14 protein-coding genes are annotated in these 20,145 nt (G+C 43.9%); 9 read left to right on the plus strand and 5 right to left on the minus strand.

The features are described 5' to 3' along the window. The first annotated feature begins 47 nt into the window (after window positions 1-47). Window positions 48-1,403, plus strand: coding sequence for a serine hydrolase (locus ACX0G7_RS23030; protein ID WP_458925885.1), 1,356 nt, complete (start codon window positions 48-50; stop codon window positions 1,401-1,403). 32 nt (window positions 1,404-1,435) lie between these two features. Beyond that, window positions 1,436-3,946 (plus strand): DNA gyrase/topoisomerase IV subunit A, encoded by a 2,511-nt coding sequence (locus ACX0G7_RS23035; RefSeq protein ID WP_458925886.1) that lies wholly within the window; start codon window positions 1,436-1,438, stop codon window positions 3,944-3,946. A gap of 44 nt (window positions 3,947-3,990) precedes the next feature. On the opposite strand, the gene ACX0G7_RS23040 is transcribed toward ACX0G7_RS23035, so the two are convergent. From ACX0G7_RS23040 to accD, 3 genes are all read right to left on the minus strand, one after another. Then, entirely contained in the window at window positions 3,991-4,986 is a 996-nt protein-coding gene (locus ACX0G7_RS23040; RefSeq protein ID WP_458925887.1) for a hypothetical protein, read from the minus strand. Window positions 4,987-5,125: 139 nt separating this feature from the next. After that, complete coding sequence (smpB, locus tag ACX0G7_RS23045; protein WP_458925888.1) at window positions 5,126-5,563, minus strand: SsrA-binding protein; 438 nt, start codon at window positions 5,561-5,563, stop codon at window positions 5,126-5,128. Between the two features lie 5 nt (window positions 5,564-5,568). Continuing rightward, window positions 5,569-6,480: an acetyl-CoA carboxylase, carboxyltransferase subunit beta gene (gene accD / locus ACX0G7_RS23050; protein WP_458925889.1), complete on the minus strand. Its 912-nt coding sequence runs from the start codon at window positions 6,478-6,480 to the stop codon at window positions 5,569-5,571. 256 nt (window positions 6,481-6,736) lie between these two features. Between accD and ACX0G7_RS23055 the strand changes: the two genes are divergently transcribed. The 5 genes from ACX0G7_RS23055 to ACX0G7_RS23075 all read left to right on the plus strand — a co-directional run bounded on the left by ACX0G7_RS23055 (window position 6,737) and on the right by ACX0G7_RS23075 (window position 13,169). Beyond that, window positions 6,737-7,441: a succinate dehydrogenase/fumarate reductase transmembrane subunit gene (locus ACX0G7_RS23055; RefSeq protein ID WP_458925890.1), complete on the plus strand. Its 705-nt coding sequence runs from the start codon at window positions 6,737-6,739 to the stop codon at window positions 7,439-7,441. Between the two features lie 55 nt (window positions 7,442-7,496). Continuing rightward, entirely contained in the window at window positions 7,497-9,470 is a 1,974-nt protein-coding gene (locus ACX0G7_RS23060) for a fumarate reductase/succinate dehydrogenase flavoprotein subunit (RefSeq protein ID WP_458925891.1), read from the plus strand. Window positions 9,471-9,527: 57 nt separating this feature from the next. Next, window positions 9,528-10,292: a succinate dehydrogenase/fumarate reductase iron-sulfur subunit gene (locus ACX0G7_RS23065; protein WP_458925892.1), complete on the plus strand. Its 765-nt coding sequence runs from the start codon at window positions 9,528-9,530 to the stop codon at window positions 10,290-10,292. Window positions 10,293-10,453: 161 nt separating this feature from the next. Next, window positions 10,454-10,942: a VOC family protein gene (locus tag ACX0G7_RS23070; RefSeq protein WP_458925893.1), complete on the plus strand. Its 489-nt coding sequence runs from the start codon at window positions 10,454-10,456 to the stop codon at window positions 10,940-10,942. Between the two features lie 148 nt (window positions 10,943-11,090). Next, on the plus strand, window positions 11,091-13,169 hold the full coding sequence (locus tag ACX0G7_RS23075) for a S9 family peptidase (RefSeq protein WP_458925894.1): 2,079 nt from the start codon (window positions 11,091-11,093) through the stop codon (window positions 13,167-13,169). A gap of 5 nt (window positions 13,170-13,174) precedes the next feature. Here the strand turns inward: ACX0G7_RS23075 and ACX0G7_RS23080 are convergent, their stop codons facing one another. After that, on the minus strand, window positions 13,175-13,705 hold the full coding sequence (locus ACX0G7_RS23080) for a hypothetical protein (protein ID WP_458925895.1): 531 nt from the start codon (window positions 13,703-13,705) through the stop codon (window positions 13,175-13,177). A 208-nt stretch (window positions 13,706-13,913) separates the two neighbouring features. On the opposite strand from ACX0G7_RS23080, the gene ACX0G7_RS23085 reads away from it, so the two are divergent. Beyond that, window positions 13,914-15,530, plus strand: a complete 1,617-nt coding sequence (locus ACX0G7_RS23085; RefSeq protein WP_458925896.1) for an ABC-F family ATP-binding cassette domain-containing protein — start codon at window positions 13,914-13,916, stop codon at window positions 15,528-15,530. On the opposite strand, the gene ACX0G7_RS23090 is transcribed toward ACX0G7_RS23085, so the two are convergent. After that, a complete protein-coding gene (locus ACX0G7_RS23090) occupies window positions 15,527-16,327 on the minus strand; it encodes a hypothetical protein (RefSeq protein WP_458925897.1) in 801 nt (266 codons plus the stop codon). The genes ACX0G7_RS23085 and ACX0G7_RS23090 overlap by 4 nt on opposite strands. Before the next feature lie 180 nt (window positions 16,328-16,507). Between ACX0G7_RS23090 and ACX0G7_RS23095 the strand changes: the two genes are divergently transcribed. Then, complete coding sequence (locus ACX0G7_RS23095) at window positions 16,508-20,047, plus strand: hypothetical protein (protein ID WP_458925898.1); 3,540 nt, start codon at window positions 16,508-16,510, stop codon at window positions 20,045-20,047. Window positions 20,048-20,145: the final 98 nt, after the last annotated feature.

Genomic DNA, 20,145 nt, shown 5'->3' on the forward strand with positions numbered 1-20,145 from the left:
GCTGACCAAAGAAATAATACTGGGATCAAACCTTTTAAAACCCATAAATGAGGCATAAAGTTGTCGTGAAATACATCGTTATCTGTTTGCTAATTTCTATTCGTCCGGCTTTTAGCCAGGATCCGGCAGCAGCTAAAATAGACGAACTGTTATCAGCCTATGCAAAATCCTACAAACTCAACGGCACCGTACTGGTGGCGAGGGGTGGCAAAGTTATTTTTACTAAAGGTTATGGATTCAGGAATGTAAAAGATTCCAGCCTGAATAACACAAACACTATATACCAGCTGGGATCCATTACCAAACAGTTTACAGCAACTGTGATCCTTAAACTGGCCGAACAAAAGAAACTGTCATTGAATGACAGGTTAACAAAATTTTTTCCGGATTATCCAAATGGCGACAGCATCACGCTCACAAACCTGCTGACCCATAGTTCGGGAATATATAATTATACAGAAGACCAGCAGTTCATGAAAACGGAGGCGGTGAAACCATCTACCCGCGATAAAATGCTTGCCTTGTTTCGTGATCGTCCACAGAACTTCTCACCTGGCGAAAAATACGCTTACAGTAATTCGGGTTATCTATTGTTGGGATATATCATTGAAAAAGTAACCGGCAAACCATACGAAACGGTAGTTCGTGAAATGATTATTTCACCATTGAAAATGGCGCACACCGGCTTCGATTTTACGAACCTCCGGGACCCCGAAAAAGCAACCGGATATACCATACTGAACCAGTCTGTAAGACTACCGGCCGGCATTGTGGATTCATCAGTATCCTATGCAGCCGGTGCAATGTATTCAACGGTGAACGATCTGAATACCTGGCATAACGCACTTCAGCAAAATAAGGTGATTACAAATCAGTCTATCGATGCGGCTTACACTCCTTACAAATCCAAATATGGTTTTGGATGGTCCATTGATACTTTATTCGGCAAAAGAATAGTCGAGCACGGTGGAGGTATATTCGGATTTAATACTTTCATCTCCCGCGTTCCTTCAGAAAACGTCGTAGTCATCATCCTAAACAATGTGAACACTGGCGGGCTTGATAAGATCGCTCACAGTTTAATGGCTATCATTTTTCAACAGCCTTATGAAATTCCAAAAGAGAAAAAAGAGGTTGCTGTTGATGAAAAAATATTGCGGGATTATGCGGGAGATTATGAGCTGATACCCGGCTTTACTCTGAAAATTTCGGTCCACGATAATAAACTAAAAGTCCAGCCAACCGGGCAGCCGGCATATGATCTTTTTGCCGAATCTGAAACTGAGTTTTTCATGAAGATTGTTGAAGCCAGCGCCACCTTTGTGAGAGGAGCGGACGGAAAGGTAGAAAAGATACTCTGGAAACAGGGTGGTGTGGTACAAACAGGAAAGAAAATAAAATAACAATACGACGAGGGTTATAACAATTCCAGACTATGTCAAAATCAAAAAAAACAGAATTTGAGTTAGGGGATTCAGGGGTGTCAGCGCAATATAAGACCTGGTTCCTTGACTATGCTTCCTATGTAATTCTCGAAAGAGCCGTACCCGCCCTTGAAGACGGTCTTAAGCCGGTACAAAGACGTATTCTGCATGCCATGAAAGAAATGGATGATGGCCGCTTTAATAAGGTCGCGAACATCATCGGTCAAAGCATGCAATATCATCCGCATGGCGACATGAGTATCGGTGATGCATTGGTCAATATGGGCCAAAAGGAATTGCTGATAGATACACAGGGTAACTGGGGTGACATGCGTACGGGTGATGATGCCGCAGCTGCGCGTTATATCGAAGCAAGGTTATCAAAATTCGCGCTTGATGTAGCTTTCAACGCAAAAACAACAGACTGGGCAATAAGTTATGACGGTAGAAAAAATGAGCCGGTCACACTTCCTATGAAGTTCCCATTGTTACTGGCTCAGGGTGCCGAGGGAATTGCAGTCGGACTTGCAACAAAAATTCTACCCCATAATTTCTGCGAGATCATTGAGGCTGCAATCAAGTACCTGAAAGGAAGGAAGTTTGAATTGATACCCGACTTTTTAACGAGGGGCATGATTGATGCGACCAACTACAATGACGGCAAACGTGGAGGTAAGGCAAGGGTGCGTGTGCATATTGAGGAGTATGACAAAAAAACCCTGCTGATCAAAGATGTGCCTTACGGAGTTACCACCACACAATTGATCGATTCTATCATCAAGGCAAATGATCAGGGAAAGATCAAGATCAAAAAAGTAACTGACAACACAGCAGCCGAAGTGGAGATCCAGATAGACCTGGCTCCCGGTATATCGCCCGATATAACGATAGATGCGTTGTATGCATTCACGGATTGTGAAGTGAGTATTTCTCCGAATGCATGTGTGATCCTGGACCACAAACCCATTTTTCTCGGAGCCACCGAATTACTCAAACATTCGGTTGACAAGACAAAGGAACTGCTGAAAAGGGAACTTGAGATCAGGCTCTCTGAATTGCAGGACAAATGGCATTATACTTCGCTTGAGAAAATATTCTTCGAAGAAAAAATATACAAGGAACTTGAAAAGAAACATGCAACCTGGGAGAAAGTGATCGAGGCTATCGCTGAGGCATTCAAACCTTTCCGTAAGCAGCTCAGGAAAGATATTGAGCGGGAAGATATTATGAAGCTCACTGAAAAGCCTGTAAGGAGAATTTACCGGCTCGATATTGATGAACTCAATCAACAGATCAGGGGCCTTGATGCAGATATCAAACAAGTTAAACATGACCTCGCAAACCTGGTTGACTTTGCAATTAACTATTATGAAACCCTTCTCAAAAAATACGGCAAGGGACGTGAGCGTAAAACTGAAATAAAATTATTTGATACCATACAGGCTAAGCAGGTAGCAATTGCTAATGTAAAAATCTATGTTAACCGCGCGGATGGATTTATAGGCTCAAGTCTTAAGAAAGATGAGTTTGTTGCAGACTGCTCCGATCTTGACGATATCATAGCTTTCACAAAGGCCGGTAAAATGAAGGTGGTTAAAGTTGCGGACAAGGCTTTCATTGGAAAGGACATCATACATGTGGCCGTGTTCCGTAAAAATGATGAACGCCTTACCTATAACATGATTTATGTTGATGGCAAAAGCGGTGTCAGTTTTGCAAAACGATTTAATGTGACCGGTATCACCCGCGATAAGGAATATGACCTTACGAAAGGGGAAGAGAAATCCCGTGTTCATTATTTCAGTGCTAATCCAAACGGGGAAGCGGAGCTTGTGAGAATAATTTTGAGCCCGAACTCATCAGCACGGATAAAAGAACTCGATTTCTATTTTGAGACACTCGAAATAAAATCCCGGAGTAGTATAGGTAACCAGGTTACCAAGTACCCGATCAAATCTGTAAAACTAAAAGAGGCAGGAAAATCAACACTAAGCGGAAAAAAGGTTTGGTTTGATGACCAGTTTGGCCGGCTCAATACCGAAGAAAAAGGGACCTTCCTGGGAAGTTTTGACGGTGATGAAAAGATTCTTGTAATCTATCATGATGGTAATTATGAAATTACTGATACGGAAATTACCCAGCGCTTCGATGCCGAAAATATTATTGTCATAGAAAAGTTCAATCCGGAAAAGCTGGTAACAGCGATCTACCTGGACAATGAGAAATTACAGTTCAACGTAAAAAGGTTCCGTATCGAAACGACCACGATGCATAACAAATTTCTCTTTATCAAGGAAGGAGAAGGAAACTATGTGGCGGCTGTTACAACCCATCCTGCCCCGATAGCATTGATCAAATCAGGACGTGGAGCGCAGGCGAGGGTTCAGAAGATCAAGATTGTCGACTTCGTGGAAACTATGGGCTGGAAAGCGGTTGGTAACAAACTGGCAGATTATACTAAGAGCACCGAGATAGAGTGGGGCCACAAAGAAGAAAAAAATAACCAGGCAGAGCTGTTCTGAGAAAGTCATGATATCAAGCGATGAGAATTTGCTCATCGCTTTCTTTACTTCCTTTTTTTCTTCTTCAGGCGGATCGTTGCGTTTTGGGTAAGACTGCTCGACAAATAAACTTCGTGGCGATTGATGCCATCGGTGATTATCATCAGTGCCGTATTGGGTGGAATCTTGCCGAGGTTTTCAGCCAGCATGCCCAGTTCATTGATTTCTTTTGTACTGTCAAGCGCAAGAAAAATATTGAGTGCCCGGTCATTGATAAAATGTTTGACAAGCACCGGATTCTTATTCAGAAACACGCTGATGCTGTCTCCATCAATATCGCCGTTGTCATAAAAGCTTATCCTCACTGAGTCACCGTCTATTTCAATATCCTTGCTGTAGATGTTTTTCCGGCTTTCGAATTTTTCAATCAGTTTTTTCTCTGTAACCTCATCAAGTACGGCCGGGGCCGCCGCCGTAGCAACAGCCGAATTACCGGCAACCACATCTGCAGGAACAGTGATCGGTTTATTGTTGACGGGGTTGGTGACTACGAAATCCTCAACCTGTGGTTTCCAGAATTTTTTGCCCGCTGTTGTGGTCTTAAGGACGCTGTCTTCAGGTGTGGCGACGTCCAGGGCCATATTCACCCGGATCTCGGGACAGGTATATTTGTATTTATCGATGCTCTGAAAATTCCCTTTCAATGTGTTTTTAACCTGGGAAACAATCAGTGTCCCTTCGAAACTCATAGGACATTCAACTCCCTCCCGGGTTGAAGATGAACCATAAAAAATGACCGGCAGATTCTTAATCACAACCTGCCTTGTTTTTTTATCATAGGTGCCCCTGATATAAAAGCTCTGGTAACTATCCTTAAAGTAGTATCCGAAAATACCGGTAACCTCATCACCCTTCTGGGTCACTATCAGCTCAGTCAGGTAGTTGTTGTTTACCCCTTCCTTATTAACATCGGCGCGCCCGTACCAGGAGCCCGAAATTGATTGCGAAAAACCCTGGTGGACCGACAGTAAAATGATAGCGGACAGAATTATTCTAAGCATAGCTGTGAAGATAGGAGAAAATTTTAAGTGAGCGTTTCGCTTAAGCCTTGCTACACCTGCCGGATAGCAAACTAAACGTTAAAGTGCGGGGACCTTTTATTGCTCTTGATGATAAAAGAAGATGGAAATGAATGATCCTTTACTTGATCAGCCTTTTTAGTTCCCGGTCATTTTCCCTTTGCTTGATTGTTTCACGTTTGTCAAACAGTTTTTTTCCTTTGCCGAGGCCTATCTCCAGTTTGGCGAGTCCTTTTTCGTTGAAAAATATCCTGAGGGGTACAATGGTGTAGCCTTTGTCCTTCATCCGGGTTTCCAGCTTGTTGAGCTCTTTTTTGTTCAACAGCAATTTTCTTTCCCGGACAGCGATATGATTATTGAGGTTGCCAAACGAGTACTCTGCTATATGCAGGCTTTTGATCCAGAGCTCATGTTTGTGAAAAAAACAAAACGCGTCATTGAAACTTGCTTTTCCGTCGCGGAGTGACTTCACCTCGGTACCGGCCAACACCAGACCGGCTACATATTTATCCTCGATAAAATAATCGTGGTATGCGGATCTGTTCTTTATTTCTGCCATGATAATTAATTCTTGAAAAGCTTCAGTAGTGTTGCTAGCCTATCCTTCAGCGTTAGCCTGGGTACGATGAAGTCAAGGAAGCCATGTTCAAGGAGGAACTCGCTGCGCTGAAATCCTTCGGGAAGGTCACGTTTAATTGTTTCCCGGATAACCCTCGGTCCCGCAAAACCAATCAAGGCTCCCGGTTCCGCTATATTCATATCCCCCAACATTCCAAAAGATGCGGAAATCCCGCCGAACGAAGGGTCAGTCAGGAACGAAATATAGGGTATACCTGCATCTGTGAGTTGTGATAACTTGCCTGAGACCTTTGCCAGCTGCATCAGTGAAAATGCACTCTCCATCATTCTTGCACCTCCGGATTTACAGATTATCATCAGGGGCGCTTTGCGTTCTATGCAAAGGTCGGCTGCCCTGGCGATCCTTTCACCCATTACACTGCCAAGCGAGCCACCGATAAATTCAAAATCCATACAGCAGATCACCAGTGGCAGGCCTTTCACCATCCCATACCCGACTCTTATCGAATCTGTAATATCCGTTTTCGCCCAGGTTTCTTCAAGCCTCTTGGCATACGATTTAAGATCAGTAAACTGCAGAAAATCCTTTGACCGGATATTCTCAAACAATACTTCATACTGATTGTCGTCAAATATGATCTCAAAATATTCTGAACTGCCTATCCGGTGATGATGTGAGCATTTAGGACAAACAAACAGGTTCTCACGAAGTTCAGTAACGGTACATATATAATTGCATTCGGGACATTTTGCCCATAAACCTTCAGGGGTTTCTTTTTTTTCGGCCGTGCTCGTTAAAATGCCTTTTTTAATTCTTTTGAACCAACTGGCTTTTGTTTCTTCACTGTTACCTTCTTCACCTGCCAGGTTTGCTTCAAAATCCTCATCTTTCCTCATTCGGTTGAATTTAGTCGGCTAAGATATGAATTTTACAGTATTGATTAAGTGTAGCAGCCTCATACTGCAGTCGCTATGTAACAAAAGAGTTTTCAAAAATATCTATTCAACGTTGATAAGTTGGCCCTGCTGCAGTATTTTTGCACCAATTTGTATAGCACCTCAATCTTAAAGTCCCGGTTAATATTGCTGGTTGCACCAAATCACACGCCCGTCTATCTATTTACTGAGCTAACGCAAAGACAAAACATTAAGCATGAAATGGTCCGAATTCTTTACATCTTCCATTGGTAAGAAATACGTAATGGCTGCAACTGGTCTCTTTCTGATCAGCTTTTTAGTGATACATGTCGGTCTGAATGCCTGTATCTGGGCCAACGACGGTGGCGAGATGTTTAATAAGGCTGCGCATTTTATGGGATCGATGGTGGTGATACGTATCCTTGAGATCGGCTTGTTTGCAGGCATCATCCTTCATACCGTCCAGGGATTGGTTTTTGAGTTTCAGAACCGCTCGAAAAGAAATATCGGATATGCAGTTCCCTTGGGAAACAAAGGCAGCAAATGGTATCGCCGCTCGATGGGTTTGCTTGGCACCCTGATATTATTATTCCTTATCATGCATGTCTATCATTTCTGGGTTCCCAGCCGCTTTGGAGGTATAGGTTCTGTGCAGGAACTTCAACCGGTTGTTTACAATGGTCTTGAGTATCATAATTTGTATGCCGAAATGCTAAGAGTGTTCCAGGGGAACATACTTGTTGTTCTTTTATACGTTGCCGGATGTATTTCGCTCGCCTACCATCTCATGCACGGTTTCCAAAGTGCCTTTAAAACGATAGGCGTCCACAACAAAAAATATCTTGTGATGCTTAACAACTTTGGTTTGGGTTTTTCTGTTATTGTTGCGGCAGCGTTCGCAATGATGCCGGTGAGCATGTATCTTGAGTGGATCCGTTGATTGGTCATGGTATTGTTTCATAGCACATCCCTAATTAGCATTCAATATTTGTTATATGTTAGATTCAAAGATTCCTGCAGGTGTTCTCGAAAATAAATGGAAGGATTACAAAGACCATGTCAAGCTTGTAAATCCATCCAATAAACGCAACCTTGAAATTGTAATCATCGGAACCGGGCTTGCGGGTGCTTCCGCAGCAGCTTCACTTGGTGAACTGGGTTATAAGGTTAAGGTATTTTGTTTCCAGGATTCTCCACGACGTGCACACTCCATCGCAGCACAGGGTGGCATAAACGCTGCAAAAAATTACCAGAATGACGGAGACTCAGTGTTCCGTCTTTTTTATGATACAATAAAAGGTGGCGACTATCGGGCGCGGGAAGGGAATGTGTATCGCCTGGCTGAAGTAAGTGCCAACATCATTGATCAGTGTGTAGCCCAGGGGGTTCCATTCGCCCGGGAATACGGTGGTTTGCTAAGCAACCGTTCCTTCGGTGGAACACAGGTTCAACGTACTTTCTACGCCGCGGGACAAACAGGACAACAATTGCTGATCGGAGCTTACCAGGCGCTCGAACGCCAGGTAGCACTCGGCAATGTGACCATGTATACCAGGCATGAAATGCTGGAAGTAGTGATGATTGATGGTAAAGCAAGAGGTATTATTGCACGTAACCTTATCAATGGAGAACTCGAAAGACATTTCGGTCATGCCGTATTGATCTGCAGCGGTGGCTACGGAAATGTGTTCTACCTCAGTACGAACGCCATGGGCTGTAATGTAACGGCAGCCTGGAAGGCCCATAAAAAAGGGGCGTACTTCGGTAACCCATGTTTCACACAAATCCATCCAACCTGTATACCGGTAAGTGGTGATCATCAGTCGAAGCTCACGCTGATGTCTGAATCATTGAGGAATGACGGACGTATCTGGGTTCCAAAAAAGAAAGATGATCAGCGTAAGCCAAATGAAATACCTGAGGAGGAAAGAGATAACTTCCTCGAAAGGAGATATCCTGCATTCGGCAACCTTGTTCCAAGAGACGTGGCCAGCCGAGCAGCAAAAGAACGTTGTGATGCAGGCTACGGTGTCGGTACATCCAAACAGGCTGTATACCTCGACTTTGCCGACTCTATAAAAAGATATGGCAGAACAGAAGTAACAAAAAAAGGGCTGACTAACGTTGACGAGGCCGGCATTATTGACCTCGGTAAACAGGTGGTGAAAGAGAAATACGGTAACCTTTTCGACATGTATGAAAAGATAACCGGCGAAGATCCTTATAGTGTTCCGATGCGTATCTACCCGGCAGTGCATTACACCATGGGTGGGCTTTGGGTGGACTATGAACTGATGACCACAATTCCCGGGCTTTATTCACTGGGAGAAGCAAATTTCTCTGATCATGGTGCTAACCGTCTTGGTGCTTCCGCACTTATGCAGGGTCTTGCAGATGGATATTTTGTAATTCCATATACAATAGGAAACTACCTGGCAGACGAGATCAGAGTCAAATCTATCCCGACTGACCATCCCGCTTTTGTTGAGGCCGAAAAAGAAGTCAGTGAAAGAATTCACAGGCTTAAAAACATAAACGGCAAACAAACCGTCGAAAGTTTTCATAAACGTCTTGGCAAGATCATGTGGGATAAATGCGGTATGGCAAGAAACGAAAAAGGACTTACTGAAGCGATCGCTGAAATTCAACAATTAAAAAAAGAATTCTGGTCAGATCTCAAGGTTCCCGGAGAAATAAAAGAAATGAATCCTGAGCTTGATAAGGCGAACAGGGTTGCTGACTTTATCGAACTGGGAGAACTGATGTGCCGGGATGCACTTGACCGTAAGGAAAGCTGCGGAGGCCATTTCCGGGAAGAGATGCAGACCGAAGAAGGTGAAGCAAAAAGAGACGATGCAAATTATTCGTATGTTGCTGCCTGGGAGTTCAAAGGTGAGAGTAACTGGCAGCTACACAAGGAAGAACTGATTTTCGAAATTGCCAAACCAAGCCAGCGTTCTTACAAATAAACTGTTGTATAAACAGGCGGTTCACAACATTCAAATAAAACTTAACACAAAATACGCATGGAGCATTACACAATGAATCTCACCCTGAAAGTCTGGAGACAGAAAAACCAGCACGAAAAGGGGCGTTTTGAAACTTACCAGGTGAGTGATGTTTCTTCGGAAATGTCTTTCCTTGAAATGATTGATGTCTTAAACGAAAAATTAATAGTTGAAGGTAAGGACGCGATTGCTTTTGATCATGATTGCCGTGAAGGGATCTGTGGTGCATGCTCCATGTATGTTAACGGAAGACCCCACGGTCCATGGAAAGCGAATACCGTTTGTCAGCTCCATATGAGGGCATATAACGATGGTGATACCATTGTGATTGAACCATTCCGCGCCAATGCATTCCCGGTTATCAAGGACCTGATGGTCGACAGAAGTGCATTGGATCGTATCGTACAGGCAGGAGGTTATATCTCTGTCAATACTGGCAACGCGGTTGATGCAAACGCGATACCGGTAGATAAACAAAATGCTGATGACTCCTTTGCCGCTGCCGCCTGTATCGGTTGCGGTGCCTGTGTTGCGGCCTGCAAAAACAGTTCTGCAATGTTATTCCTGTCTGCCAAGGTCTCACACCTTGCGTTGTTACCCCAGGGTGGACCGGAAAGAAAGACCCGTGTGCTGAACATGGTCGCCCAGATGGACAAAGAAATGTTTGGAGGATGTAGTTTCACAAATGCATGCGAAGCAGTTTGTCCAAAAGAGATCTCGGTAACCAACATTGCAAGGCTGAACCTCGAATATATGAGCGCGGGTTTGACATCAAAAAAATAATATGATGATACTTAGTTAAGGGTCGAACCGGAATGCTAAATAGATCCCGTCCCGTCTTCGGGACGGGATTTTCTTTTCAACCTCCACTCACCGTCTTCCGAATTTCGTTATCTTTTGCACTATAAGTTTCTCCTGATTTTTTTAGTAAACCAGCCAATAGTATGAACAACTACACTGTGCCTGCCAACACAAGGATCGGACACATACATCTCAAAGTATCCGATCTTGAAGTGGCCATAAATTTTTATCATTCACTTCTTGGTTTTGAAATAACGCAGCGTTATGGTACTGAAGCAGCTTTTGTATCCGCAGGTGGATATCACCATCATATCGGTCTGAACACATGGTACAGCAAAAACGGTCCGCGTGCTGATGAAAGAAGTCCGGGTCTTTTTCACACTGCTATCGTTTATCCATCCCGTAAGGATCTTGCTGTTATTCTTAAGAGACTGGTAGAAGCCGAGTACCCGATAACCGGTGCATCGGACCACGGTGTATCCGAAGCCATTTATCTTGACGATCCGGATGGCAACGGTGTTGAATTGTATTGGGATCGTCCGCGCGATCAATGGCCGTTTGATGCTGAAGGAAAATTGCATATGGTTACGGAAAGACTTGATCTGAAGGAACTGATAACGCTGGCTGATTGACAGGAACAAATTGATAAGACCCGGATGTGGATATCACTATACGCCGGCACCGCTCTGCCCGAATAAAACGAAACAAACGGCTATGCAAAAATGTTATCTTCTTTTTATCACCTGGCTATTGGTCAGCTGTAATAATCAACATCGCTCCATGAATGAAACTTATCAATGGCCAAATGACATAGATCCGCCGGTGGCTTCAAAAATCGTAAAGGAACTTGTTGCCCATAACGATAAACGCGCGGACGAATACTATTGGTTAAATGACCGTAAGAACCCGGATGTTATCAAATACCTGGAAGCGGAAAACAGGTACACCGATTCGATGATGGCCGGTACAAAAACATTGCAGGAGAAACTGTTCAGCGAGATGAAGGCAAGGATCCAGGAAAAAGACGAATCGTTGCCCTTTTTCCAAAACGGCTACTGGTATTACAACAGGTACGAAGAAGGATTTCAGTATCCCGTCACGGCCAGGAAAAAAGCAAGTCTCACCGCACCAGAAGAAATATTACTCGATCAGAACAGGATGGCTGAAGGGCTCAAATATTTTAAGGTCGGCGGCTATTCGGTCAGCGATAATAATGCACTGTTGGCTTTCACTACGGATCCGGTAAGCAGACGATTATTCAATCTTCAGTTTAAAGATTTGCAGACCGGTAAATTGTATCCCGAGGTTATTCCAAATGTTGAAGGTTCTGATATTGCATGGGCAGCCGATAACAAACACATCTTTTATATTCTGCAGGATACAACCACTTTGCTTGGTTACCAGGTATGGAGACATGCACTGGGAACCGATCCTTCACAGGATGTACTCATGTTTGAAGAAGCTGACAACCGGTTCTCACTTTCCCTTACCAGATCCAAATCGAAAAAATATGTAGCCATTATCTCGGCAATCAATGAGCTCACAACGGAGTACCTGCTGCTGGAGGCAAACAACCCGACCGGGCGCTTCAAAGTTTTCCATCCAAGGGAGGAAGGAATGCAATACCAGATTCAGCATTTTGGCGATAAATTCTATGTGCTGACTGACTGGAAAGCTCCGAATTACAGGCTGATGGAAACGCCGGAAAGTCAAACAACCAGGGAGCACTGGAAAGAACTGATTCCAAACAGTGACACCGTATATCTTACGGGAATGGAAGTGTTCCGGAACTTTATGGTTTTATCGGAAACAAAAAATGCCCTTAGCCAGTTGCGTATTATCAATCTCAGGGATAAATCGCAATATTATATCCCATTTGATGAATCGGCCTATACAGCCAGTATTAATATCAATCCGGAGTTTGATACAGACACTATCCGGTTTTCTTACTCTTCCCTCACCACCCCGGTTTCATTGTATGACTTCAATATGATGACAAAGGAAAGGGTGCTGAAAAAACAGATAGCGGTACTGGGCGGTTTCAATAAAGAAAACTATCAGTCGGATCGTTTATGGGCCACAGCCCGCGACGGCACAAAGATTCCTGTATCGATCGTTTATAAAAAAGGGATGGAGCGAAACGGCAAGGCGCCGCTTTTGTTATATGCGTACGGATCTTATGGAATCAGTATGTCTCCTTATTTTTCAAGTACCAACCTTAGCCTGCTCGATCGTGGTTTTGTATACGCGATTGCTCATGTGCGTGGAGGGCTGGAACTTGGGCGGGCCTGGTACGACAATGGCAGGATGCTAAACAAGAAAAATACGTTCTTTGACTTTATCGACGTGGCAGAATACCTCATTAAAGAAAAGTACACTTCTAAGGACCATCTTTATGCGCAGGGAGGCAGTGCCGGGGGACTACTCATGGGGGCGATCGTAAATTATCGCCCTGATCTTTGGAAAGGCGTGATTGCACAGGTGCCGTTTGTAGATGTCATTACCACGATGTCAGACACAACAATTCCTTTAACAACACTGGAATATGAAGAATGGGGCAATCCCGCTGATAGCGCAGAGTATAAATACATGAAATCTTATTCTCCCTATGATAATGTGGAAAGAAAAGAATACCCGAACATGTTGGTGACGACGGGGCTTTATGACTCGCAGGTGCAGTATTTTGAACCGGCAAAATGGGTGGCAAGATTACGCGCGATGAAGACGGGTGATCAGAAATTACTGTTTAAAATAAATATGGCTTACGGACACGGAGGTGCTTCGGGCCGTTTCGATTACCTGAAGGAAAGAGCACTTGAACTGGCCTTTATTTTCGCACTGGAAGGGATAGGTGAATAACTAACTTATCTCCATTGGAAGAGTCCGTGAAGGATCTTTTTTCCAAAGTTCAGGGACTCCAGTTTGTCGGCCAATTGTGGTGGCAGATCCTGGGTGGCATACTGGTTGGAAACTATACCTAGTTCAAATTTGGTCAGGATCGACTTGATCGCCTTTTCGATAGACTTCAGCGCCGGGTGCCTGACTACGCTTACCTGTGCCGGGTCGGGAAACGCGTAAGCGAAAGACTTTTTGTCTTTTTTAAATAAGACTTCGCTATAGGCTGCGACAGGCGCACACAGACTTACAAAAACCAGGATGCCCGACTGATCGGTCCCGTTGTCTTTTATGGTTGATGGATAACACAAAAACTCGAGATAATTGGTGAGATCCCCTGCCTGGGTTTGGGTGCATTCAAAGGCAGGTTCATAAATCATGTCCTTTATTAATGGTCCGAAGTGGGAAAGGATGGTCTGGTCGTTCAGTGTATTCAGGGGCCAGTCTTCACGATAAGGTTTCCAGTTAAAGACATTTTGTAGTTCGGTTTCAGAAAGCATAATTCAATTTACCTCAGTTGCTAATAGGGGATATCCGCCGCTAAAGTATATGATCAGTATCAGAGTTTCAAATTTTGTTATCCCGGTTCCGGCCCTGAGGGTTGCTGCCATAGCCAGCGCTGCCGGGAAATCAACAGCCGCTTAAGGAATAAACTCTGGGAGCAAATCGGCGAAATTCGTACCTTTGCCGGTCAAAATTCAGTAATAGATGATCGCAGCAAATAATATCACACTTTCTTTCGGAAAAAGAGTGTTGTTTGACGAAGTAAACCTCTCTTTTCACAAGGGTAATTGTTATGGTGTAATTGGTGCAAATGGAGCCGGTAAATCAACATTCCTTAAGATATTATCTGGTGAAATTGAACCCAATAAGGGAACAGTGGACATTACTCCGGGTGAAAGGATGGCGGTTCTTAACCAGAACCAGTTTGCTTTTGATGAGTACACGGTGCTTAACACGGTCCTTATGGGTCACAAGAAACTGTGGACGGTGATGCATGAGCGCGATGCCATCTATGCAAAAGCTGATTTTACTGAAGAAGATGGAATGCGTGCCGGCGAACTGGAAGGGGAGTTTGGAGAAATGAATGGCTACACGGCTGAAAGTGATGCTGCGAGCCTGCTGAGCGAGCTTGGCGTGAAGGAAGAAATGCATTCCCAGCTGATGAAAGATTTGAACGGAGCCATGAAAGTAAGGGTGCTCCTTGCCCAGGCATTGTTTGGTAACCCTGACATACTTATACTTGATGAGCCAACCAACAACCTGGACGTTGTAACCATATCATGGCTGGAAAATTTCCTGGCTGATTATGAGAACATTGTGATTGTTGTATCGCACGATCGTCACTTTCTTGATTCGGTTTGTACCCATGTGGCGGATGTGGATCGCCAAAAAATCAAGATCTACACCGGCAACTATACATTCTGGTATGAGAGTAGCCAGCTGGCGGCCAGGCAGGCAACCGATAAGAACAAAAAGACTGAGGAAAAGAAAAAGGACCTTATGGAGTTCATCGCCCGGTTCAGCGCGAATGCTTCCAAGTCCAAACAAGCTACTTCACGTAAGAAAGCACTTGATAAACTCGTTTTCGAGGATATTACCCCATCTAACAGGAAATACCCGGGCATCATTTTCAAGCAACTGAGAGATGTGGGCAACCAGATTCTCAATGTTGAAAAACTTTCCAAATCCTTTGACGGAAGAGTTCTTTTCGACAACATCAGTTTTTCGGTCAATAAAGGAGATAAGATCGCGATAGTTGCAGAGGACCAGATGGCTATTACGGCATTTTTTGAAATAATCAATGGTAACGTCACCCCCGACAAAGGCAAATTTGAGTGGGGAACTACGGTATCAAAGGCTTACCTGCCAAATGACAATACACAGTATTTTCAGTCGGATCTTAACCTGATGGATTGGTTGCGTCAATATGTGCCACCTCATGTGACCGATGTGGATGAACCATTTCTCCGTGGGTTCCTGGGAAAAATGTTGTTTAGCGGAGACGAAGTCTTGAAGAAAACTTCCGTATTAAGCGGTGGTGAAAAAGTGAGATGTATGATCAGCCGGATGATGCTGCAGGATCCAAACCTCGTTATTCTTGACGAGCCGACTAACCACCTTGATCTGGAATCCATCCAGGCTTTCAATGAGAGCATGACAAACTTCAAGGGAATCGTGCTAATCAGTTCCCATGACCATACTTTCCTGCAAACCGTCGCTAACAGGATCATCGAACTTACACCTAAAGGTGTGGTTGATAAGCTGATGACCTTTGATGAGTTCCTGGAAAACAAAAAGGCCGGAAAGCTGCAGATGGCTTAATTCAACCTGACATTCACACCGGTCTGAAAGTTCAGTGCATACGAGCCGGCATTTATCTGCACAAAACCCGTTACCCGTTGGCGCGTCAGGTGCAGGGTGTTTGAGATATACATCGGAAGAAGGTTTGTTCCGTAGTAATTGTCAAGTCTTTGCGTACGGCTCGTGCTAAGATGGAACCCGAACTTGTAGCCAAAAGTATGTCCTGATTTCTGAAACTTCCTTATCACATTGGTGGTGAATCCGATGGTATGGAAAAATTTATCCCTGGTGATTGCCTGGGCAGCTGAATCTGGTATTTTCAGCCTTATCTTTTGGTAATCACCAAATTCCTGCTGGAAATTTGTCTCAATCCCCAGGACCCTCCATTCACTTCCGGTTGCAAAAGGAATCACGATATCCATTCCCCCAAAGGCGCCCAGGCCGGCAAAATACCGGTTCCCACGGTTGGTGATCGGTGCATTCGGATCTATTCCCCCCGAACTGTAATAGCTGTATTGTTCCTGTAAAAAATAGTTTCCGACTACTGCGATTGCTCCATAAAAGAATTGCAGGTTCTGAAATGTATGTGCCTGGTGAACTGAACCATTAAAAGTAAAAACGATATCATTCAGATTCTGGTTTGCACCGCCAATGGATATTCCGGTGGCAGCATAAACCGCCCGGTGAGACGAATCCGAGACCATCGGTATCGTTTTATATGGCTGATTGTTCGCCTGGAAAGGACTTAAATAGTATCCCTGCGTCACACAACCTGACAGCAGGACGGAGGAGATGAAAATAAGGGTTAGGGTCTTCATAAAACCGTTGACACATTTTCCTGGGAAACCGCTGCAAAGTGTTGAATATGAATCTTAAGCCGGGAATGAAAATAATTCTAACTTTAAATCCTTGGCGGTAAGTAAAATAATTACTAACCGGATGAAAATCAACAACAATCAAAAAGATTCACCGTTAGTTAGTTTCCAGCTGAATTAACATTGATCGTAATCTTAAATAGAACAAAAACTAACCTGTTGATCGGGAAGATCCTGATATTGTGCCTGCTTGTTTGCACCGCTCATGCAGTTAGCCTTGCCCAGGCTCCGGCAGCGCGGGCGTCAACATCAAATCTCAGGAAAACCTGGTTCCCCGTCAAATCAGATACTCTTCGCCTTGACTCCCACAGCCTGGTACCAAAAACGGTTTCAATTCTCGCGGTAGCAGATTCTTTATATAAAATCGATCATGTTAATGCTTATATCATTTTCAAAAGCCGGCCTGCCTTTGATTCGGTACTGGTTACCTACCGCGTGTTTCCAGGCAAAATGAATGCGATCACCAGGACAATGGCCTATGATAGTGTGATGAATAACTTTATCGGTCAGACTTATGTGCCAAACTATGCGGGTATCGGTCAGACTGAAAACTTTTTTGATTTCGGCAATATCAGTTATCACGGAAGTTTTGGACGTGGCATTTCTTTCGGGAACAGCCAGGACGCTGTTGTTACTTCCAATCTCAATCTTCAGCTCAGCGGTTATCTGGCAGACAGCATTGAAATTGTTGCTGCCATAACCGATAACAATATTCCCATTCAACCGGATGGCACAACACAGCAGTTGAATGAATTTGACCGCATCTTCCTGCAGTTCAAAAAAAGAACCTGGTCATTAAGCCTGGGAGATATAGATATACGACAAAATGAATCTTATTTCCTGAATTTTTATAAGCGGTTGCAGGGTATTGCTTTTGAAACAACAACAGCGATCAGCAAAACAGTAAGCAACAAAACGCTGGTCAGCGGCTCTATAGCTAAAGGTAAATTCACCAGGAACATATTGCCGGCGCTTGAAGGAAACCAGGGTCCTTATCGCCTGCAGGGAGCAAATAATGAATTCTTTTTTGTGATACTCGCCAATACAGAAAGAGTGTTCATTGATGGTGTGTTGATGCAGCGTGGAGAGGACCAGGATTATGTGATTAACTATAATACCGCTGAAATCACATTTACCCCGAGGAACATGATTACGAAAGATAAGCGGATACAGGTGGAGTTCGAATATTCTGACCGCAATTATCTGAATGCGAATCTTTATGCATATAACGAAACTAACTTCAGCAACAAGATAAAACTGAAAGTAAGCGCCTTCAGTAATTCCGATTCAAAAAATTCGCCTATAAATCAGACCATTGATGGTCCCCAAAAAACCTTCCTCAATTTCATTGGCGATAGCGTTCACAAGGCGTTTTACCCAAGTGCAGTATTAGACACTTTTGTTGCAGGTACAATCATGTACAAAAAAGTTGACACAGTGTTTGGCAACGGATCATTCCGGGATTCGATCTATGTGTTCTCGGGAAACCCGGACAGTGCCCGTTACCAACTTTCGTTTATTGATGTTGGTGCGGGGAACGGAGATTATATACCTGATTTTAACGGAGCGAATGGAAAGGTATACCGGTGGATCGAACCGTTGAACGGTGTGAGGCAAGGTAATTTTCTTCCGGCCGTATTCCTGGTCACACCAAAAAAGCAGCAGGTATTTACGATGGGTGTGGATTACAATGTTTCACAAAACACAGTGGTAACTTCAGAGTTTGCAATGAGTGTTTATGATGTGAATGGATTTTCATCTAAAGACAAAGCTAACGATCAGGGCTATGCGACAAAGGTGGGGATCCGCAATACGAAACCTTTTACGGGAGCTGCAGGTTTAAGGTTGCAAACGGATCTTGGATACGAATATGTTGACGCAAGATTCAAACCACTCGAGCGATTAAGAAACGTAGAATTTACAAGGGATTGGGGACTTCCACTGGTGGTTGGTCCTTCGCACGAAACCATTGTCAATGCTGCTACAGCGCTTATCGATGCCGCCGGCAATTCAGTGAAATACCAGTTTACAACCTACAACCGGGGTACCGAGTTTACCGGTATCCGGAACAGCATCTTTCATATCCACAATATCAAGGGATGGAAACTGAATAATGTCTTCAATCTTTCCAACATCGACTCAAGATTGAACAAAGGATACTTTCTAAGACCAGTGATAGCTGTTTCGAGGCAGTTTCCAAAGCTGAGGAATTATCTTGTTGAGATGAATTATGCTATCGAGCACAATGAGATCCGGAATAAAAATACGGATACCGTGATAGCACAGAGTTTCTCATTCCAGACTTTTAAAACTGCTATCAAATCCTCGCAGGCTAATCCGAATCGCTGGGGCATCACTTATTTTACAAGAATTGATGCCTATCCATACCAGGGTAATCTTTCTTATTCAGACAGGAGCCATAATCTTAACGTGACCGGGGAACTATTAAAAAACGAAAGGCACCAGTTCAGATTCACCGGAACTTACCGGAAGCTCACTATTCTAAACTCAAAAATAACGACCCAAAAGCCGGATAACAGCCTGCTTGGCCGGGTAGAATACCAGGTAAATGAATGGAAGGGATTGGTCACCGGTAACGTACTGTATGAGCTCGGGGCAGGGCAGGAGCAGAAAAGAGATTTTGCATATCTCGAAGTTCCCGCGGGGCAAGGCGAGTTTACCTGGATCGATTATAACCAGGATGGTGTGCAACAGCTCAATGAATTTGAAATCGCTCTATTCCAGGACCAGGCAAAGTTTATCCGCATATTTACACCATCAAACGATTTCATAAAAGCGAGTTACAATACTTTCAATTATAGTATCTCACTGAATCCCCGGGCAGTCATTAACCAGCCAAAGTCAGGATCATTTGCAAAATTTATTGCCAGGGTCAATCTCCAGTCATCCCTCCAGATCAATAAAAAAGAGGTTGCCAGTGGTCTTGTAGAGTTCAATCCATTCAAGGCTCCGTTGGATGATAGCTCCCTGATCACCCTTAACTCTTCCTATATCAATTCATTTTCGTTTAACCGCTTTAGTTCGAAATGGGGATTTGACATTAATAATTCGGTTACCTCCAACAAGGCGTTGTTGACCTATGGCTATGAAAGCCGACAGCTAAATACCTGGACGATGAAAGGACGCGTAAATCTTACCCGTAGTTTACTCTTCGATATTTCAGGGCAGCAGGGTCTCAATCAACTCATCACAACTAATGCAAAATTTGGGAGCAGGAACTATAAGATTGATCAGTATTCATTGGAGCCAAAGCTGACATTCACCAGGGGTGCTAACCTGCGGGTGATAACCGGGTATAAATTCAGCGACAAAAGGAACCTGGAAGCGGGCGAGGAAAAAGCCGTTTCAAATGCACTAAACAGCGAAGTGAAGTATAATATTTTACAAAGCACTTCTGTTTTAACAAGATTCACCTACAATAAGATTGATTTCAATTCAAAGGATCCTGCCAATGCCACTAATAGTCCGGCTGCATATATCATGCTTGATGGACTAATGCCCGGCAAGAACTTTCTGTGGAACATGGAACTGACCAAAAGGCTTTCCAACAATCTTGAGATCAGCATACAGTACGAGGGTCGTAAACCGGGAGAATCGAAAACCATTCATGTTGGCAGAGCTTCAGTACGAGCGCTTCTGTAATGAATTGTTATCATCTAATAAGTCATCATCATAAAGATCAGAACGCGCCTGACTGCGCCGGTTATGCCGGGAAGAAATCATTGCTGTTTGAAGTCATA

Source organism: Flavitalea antarctica (genome assembly GCF_054461535.1).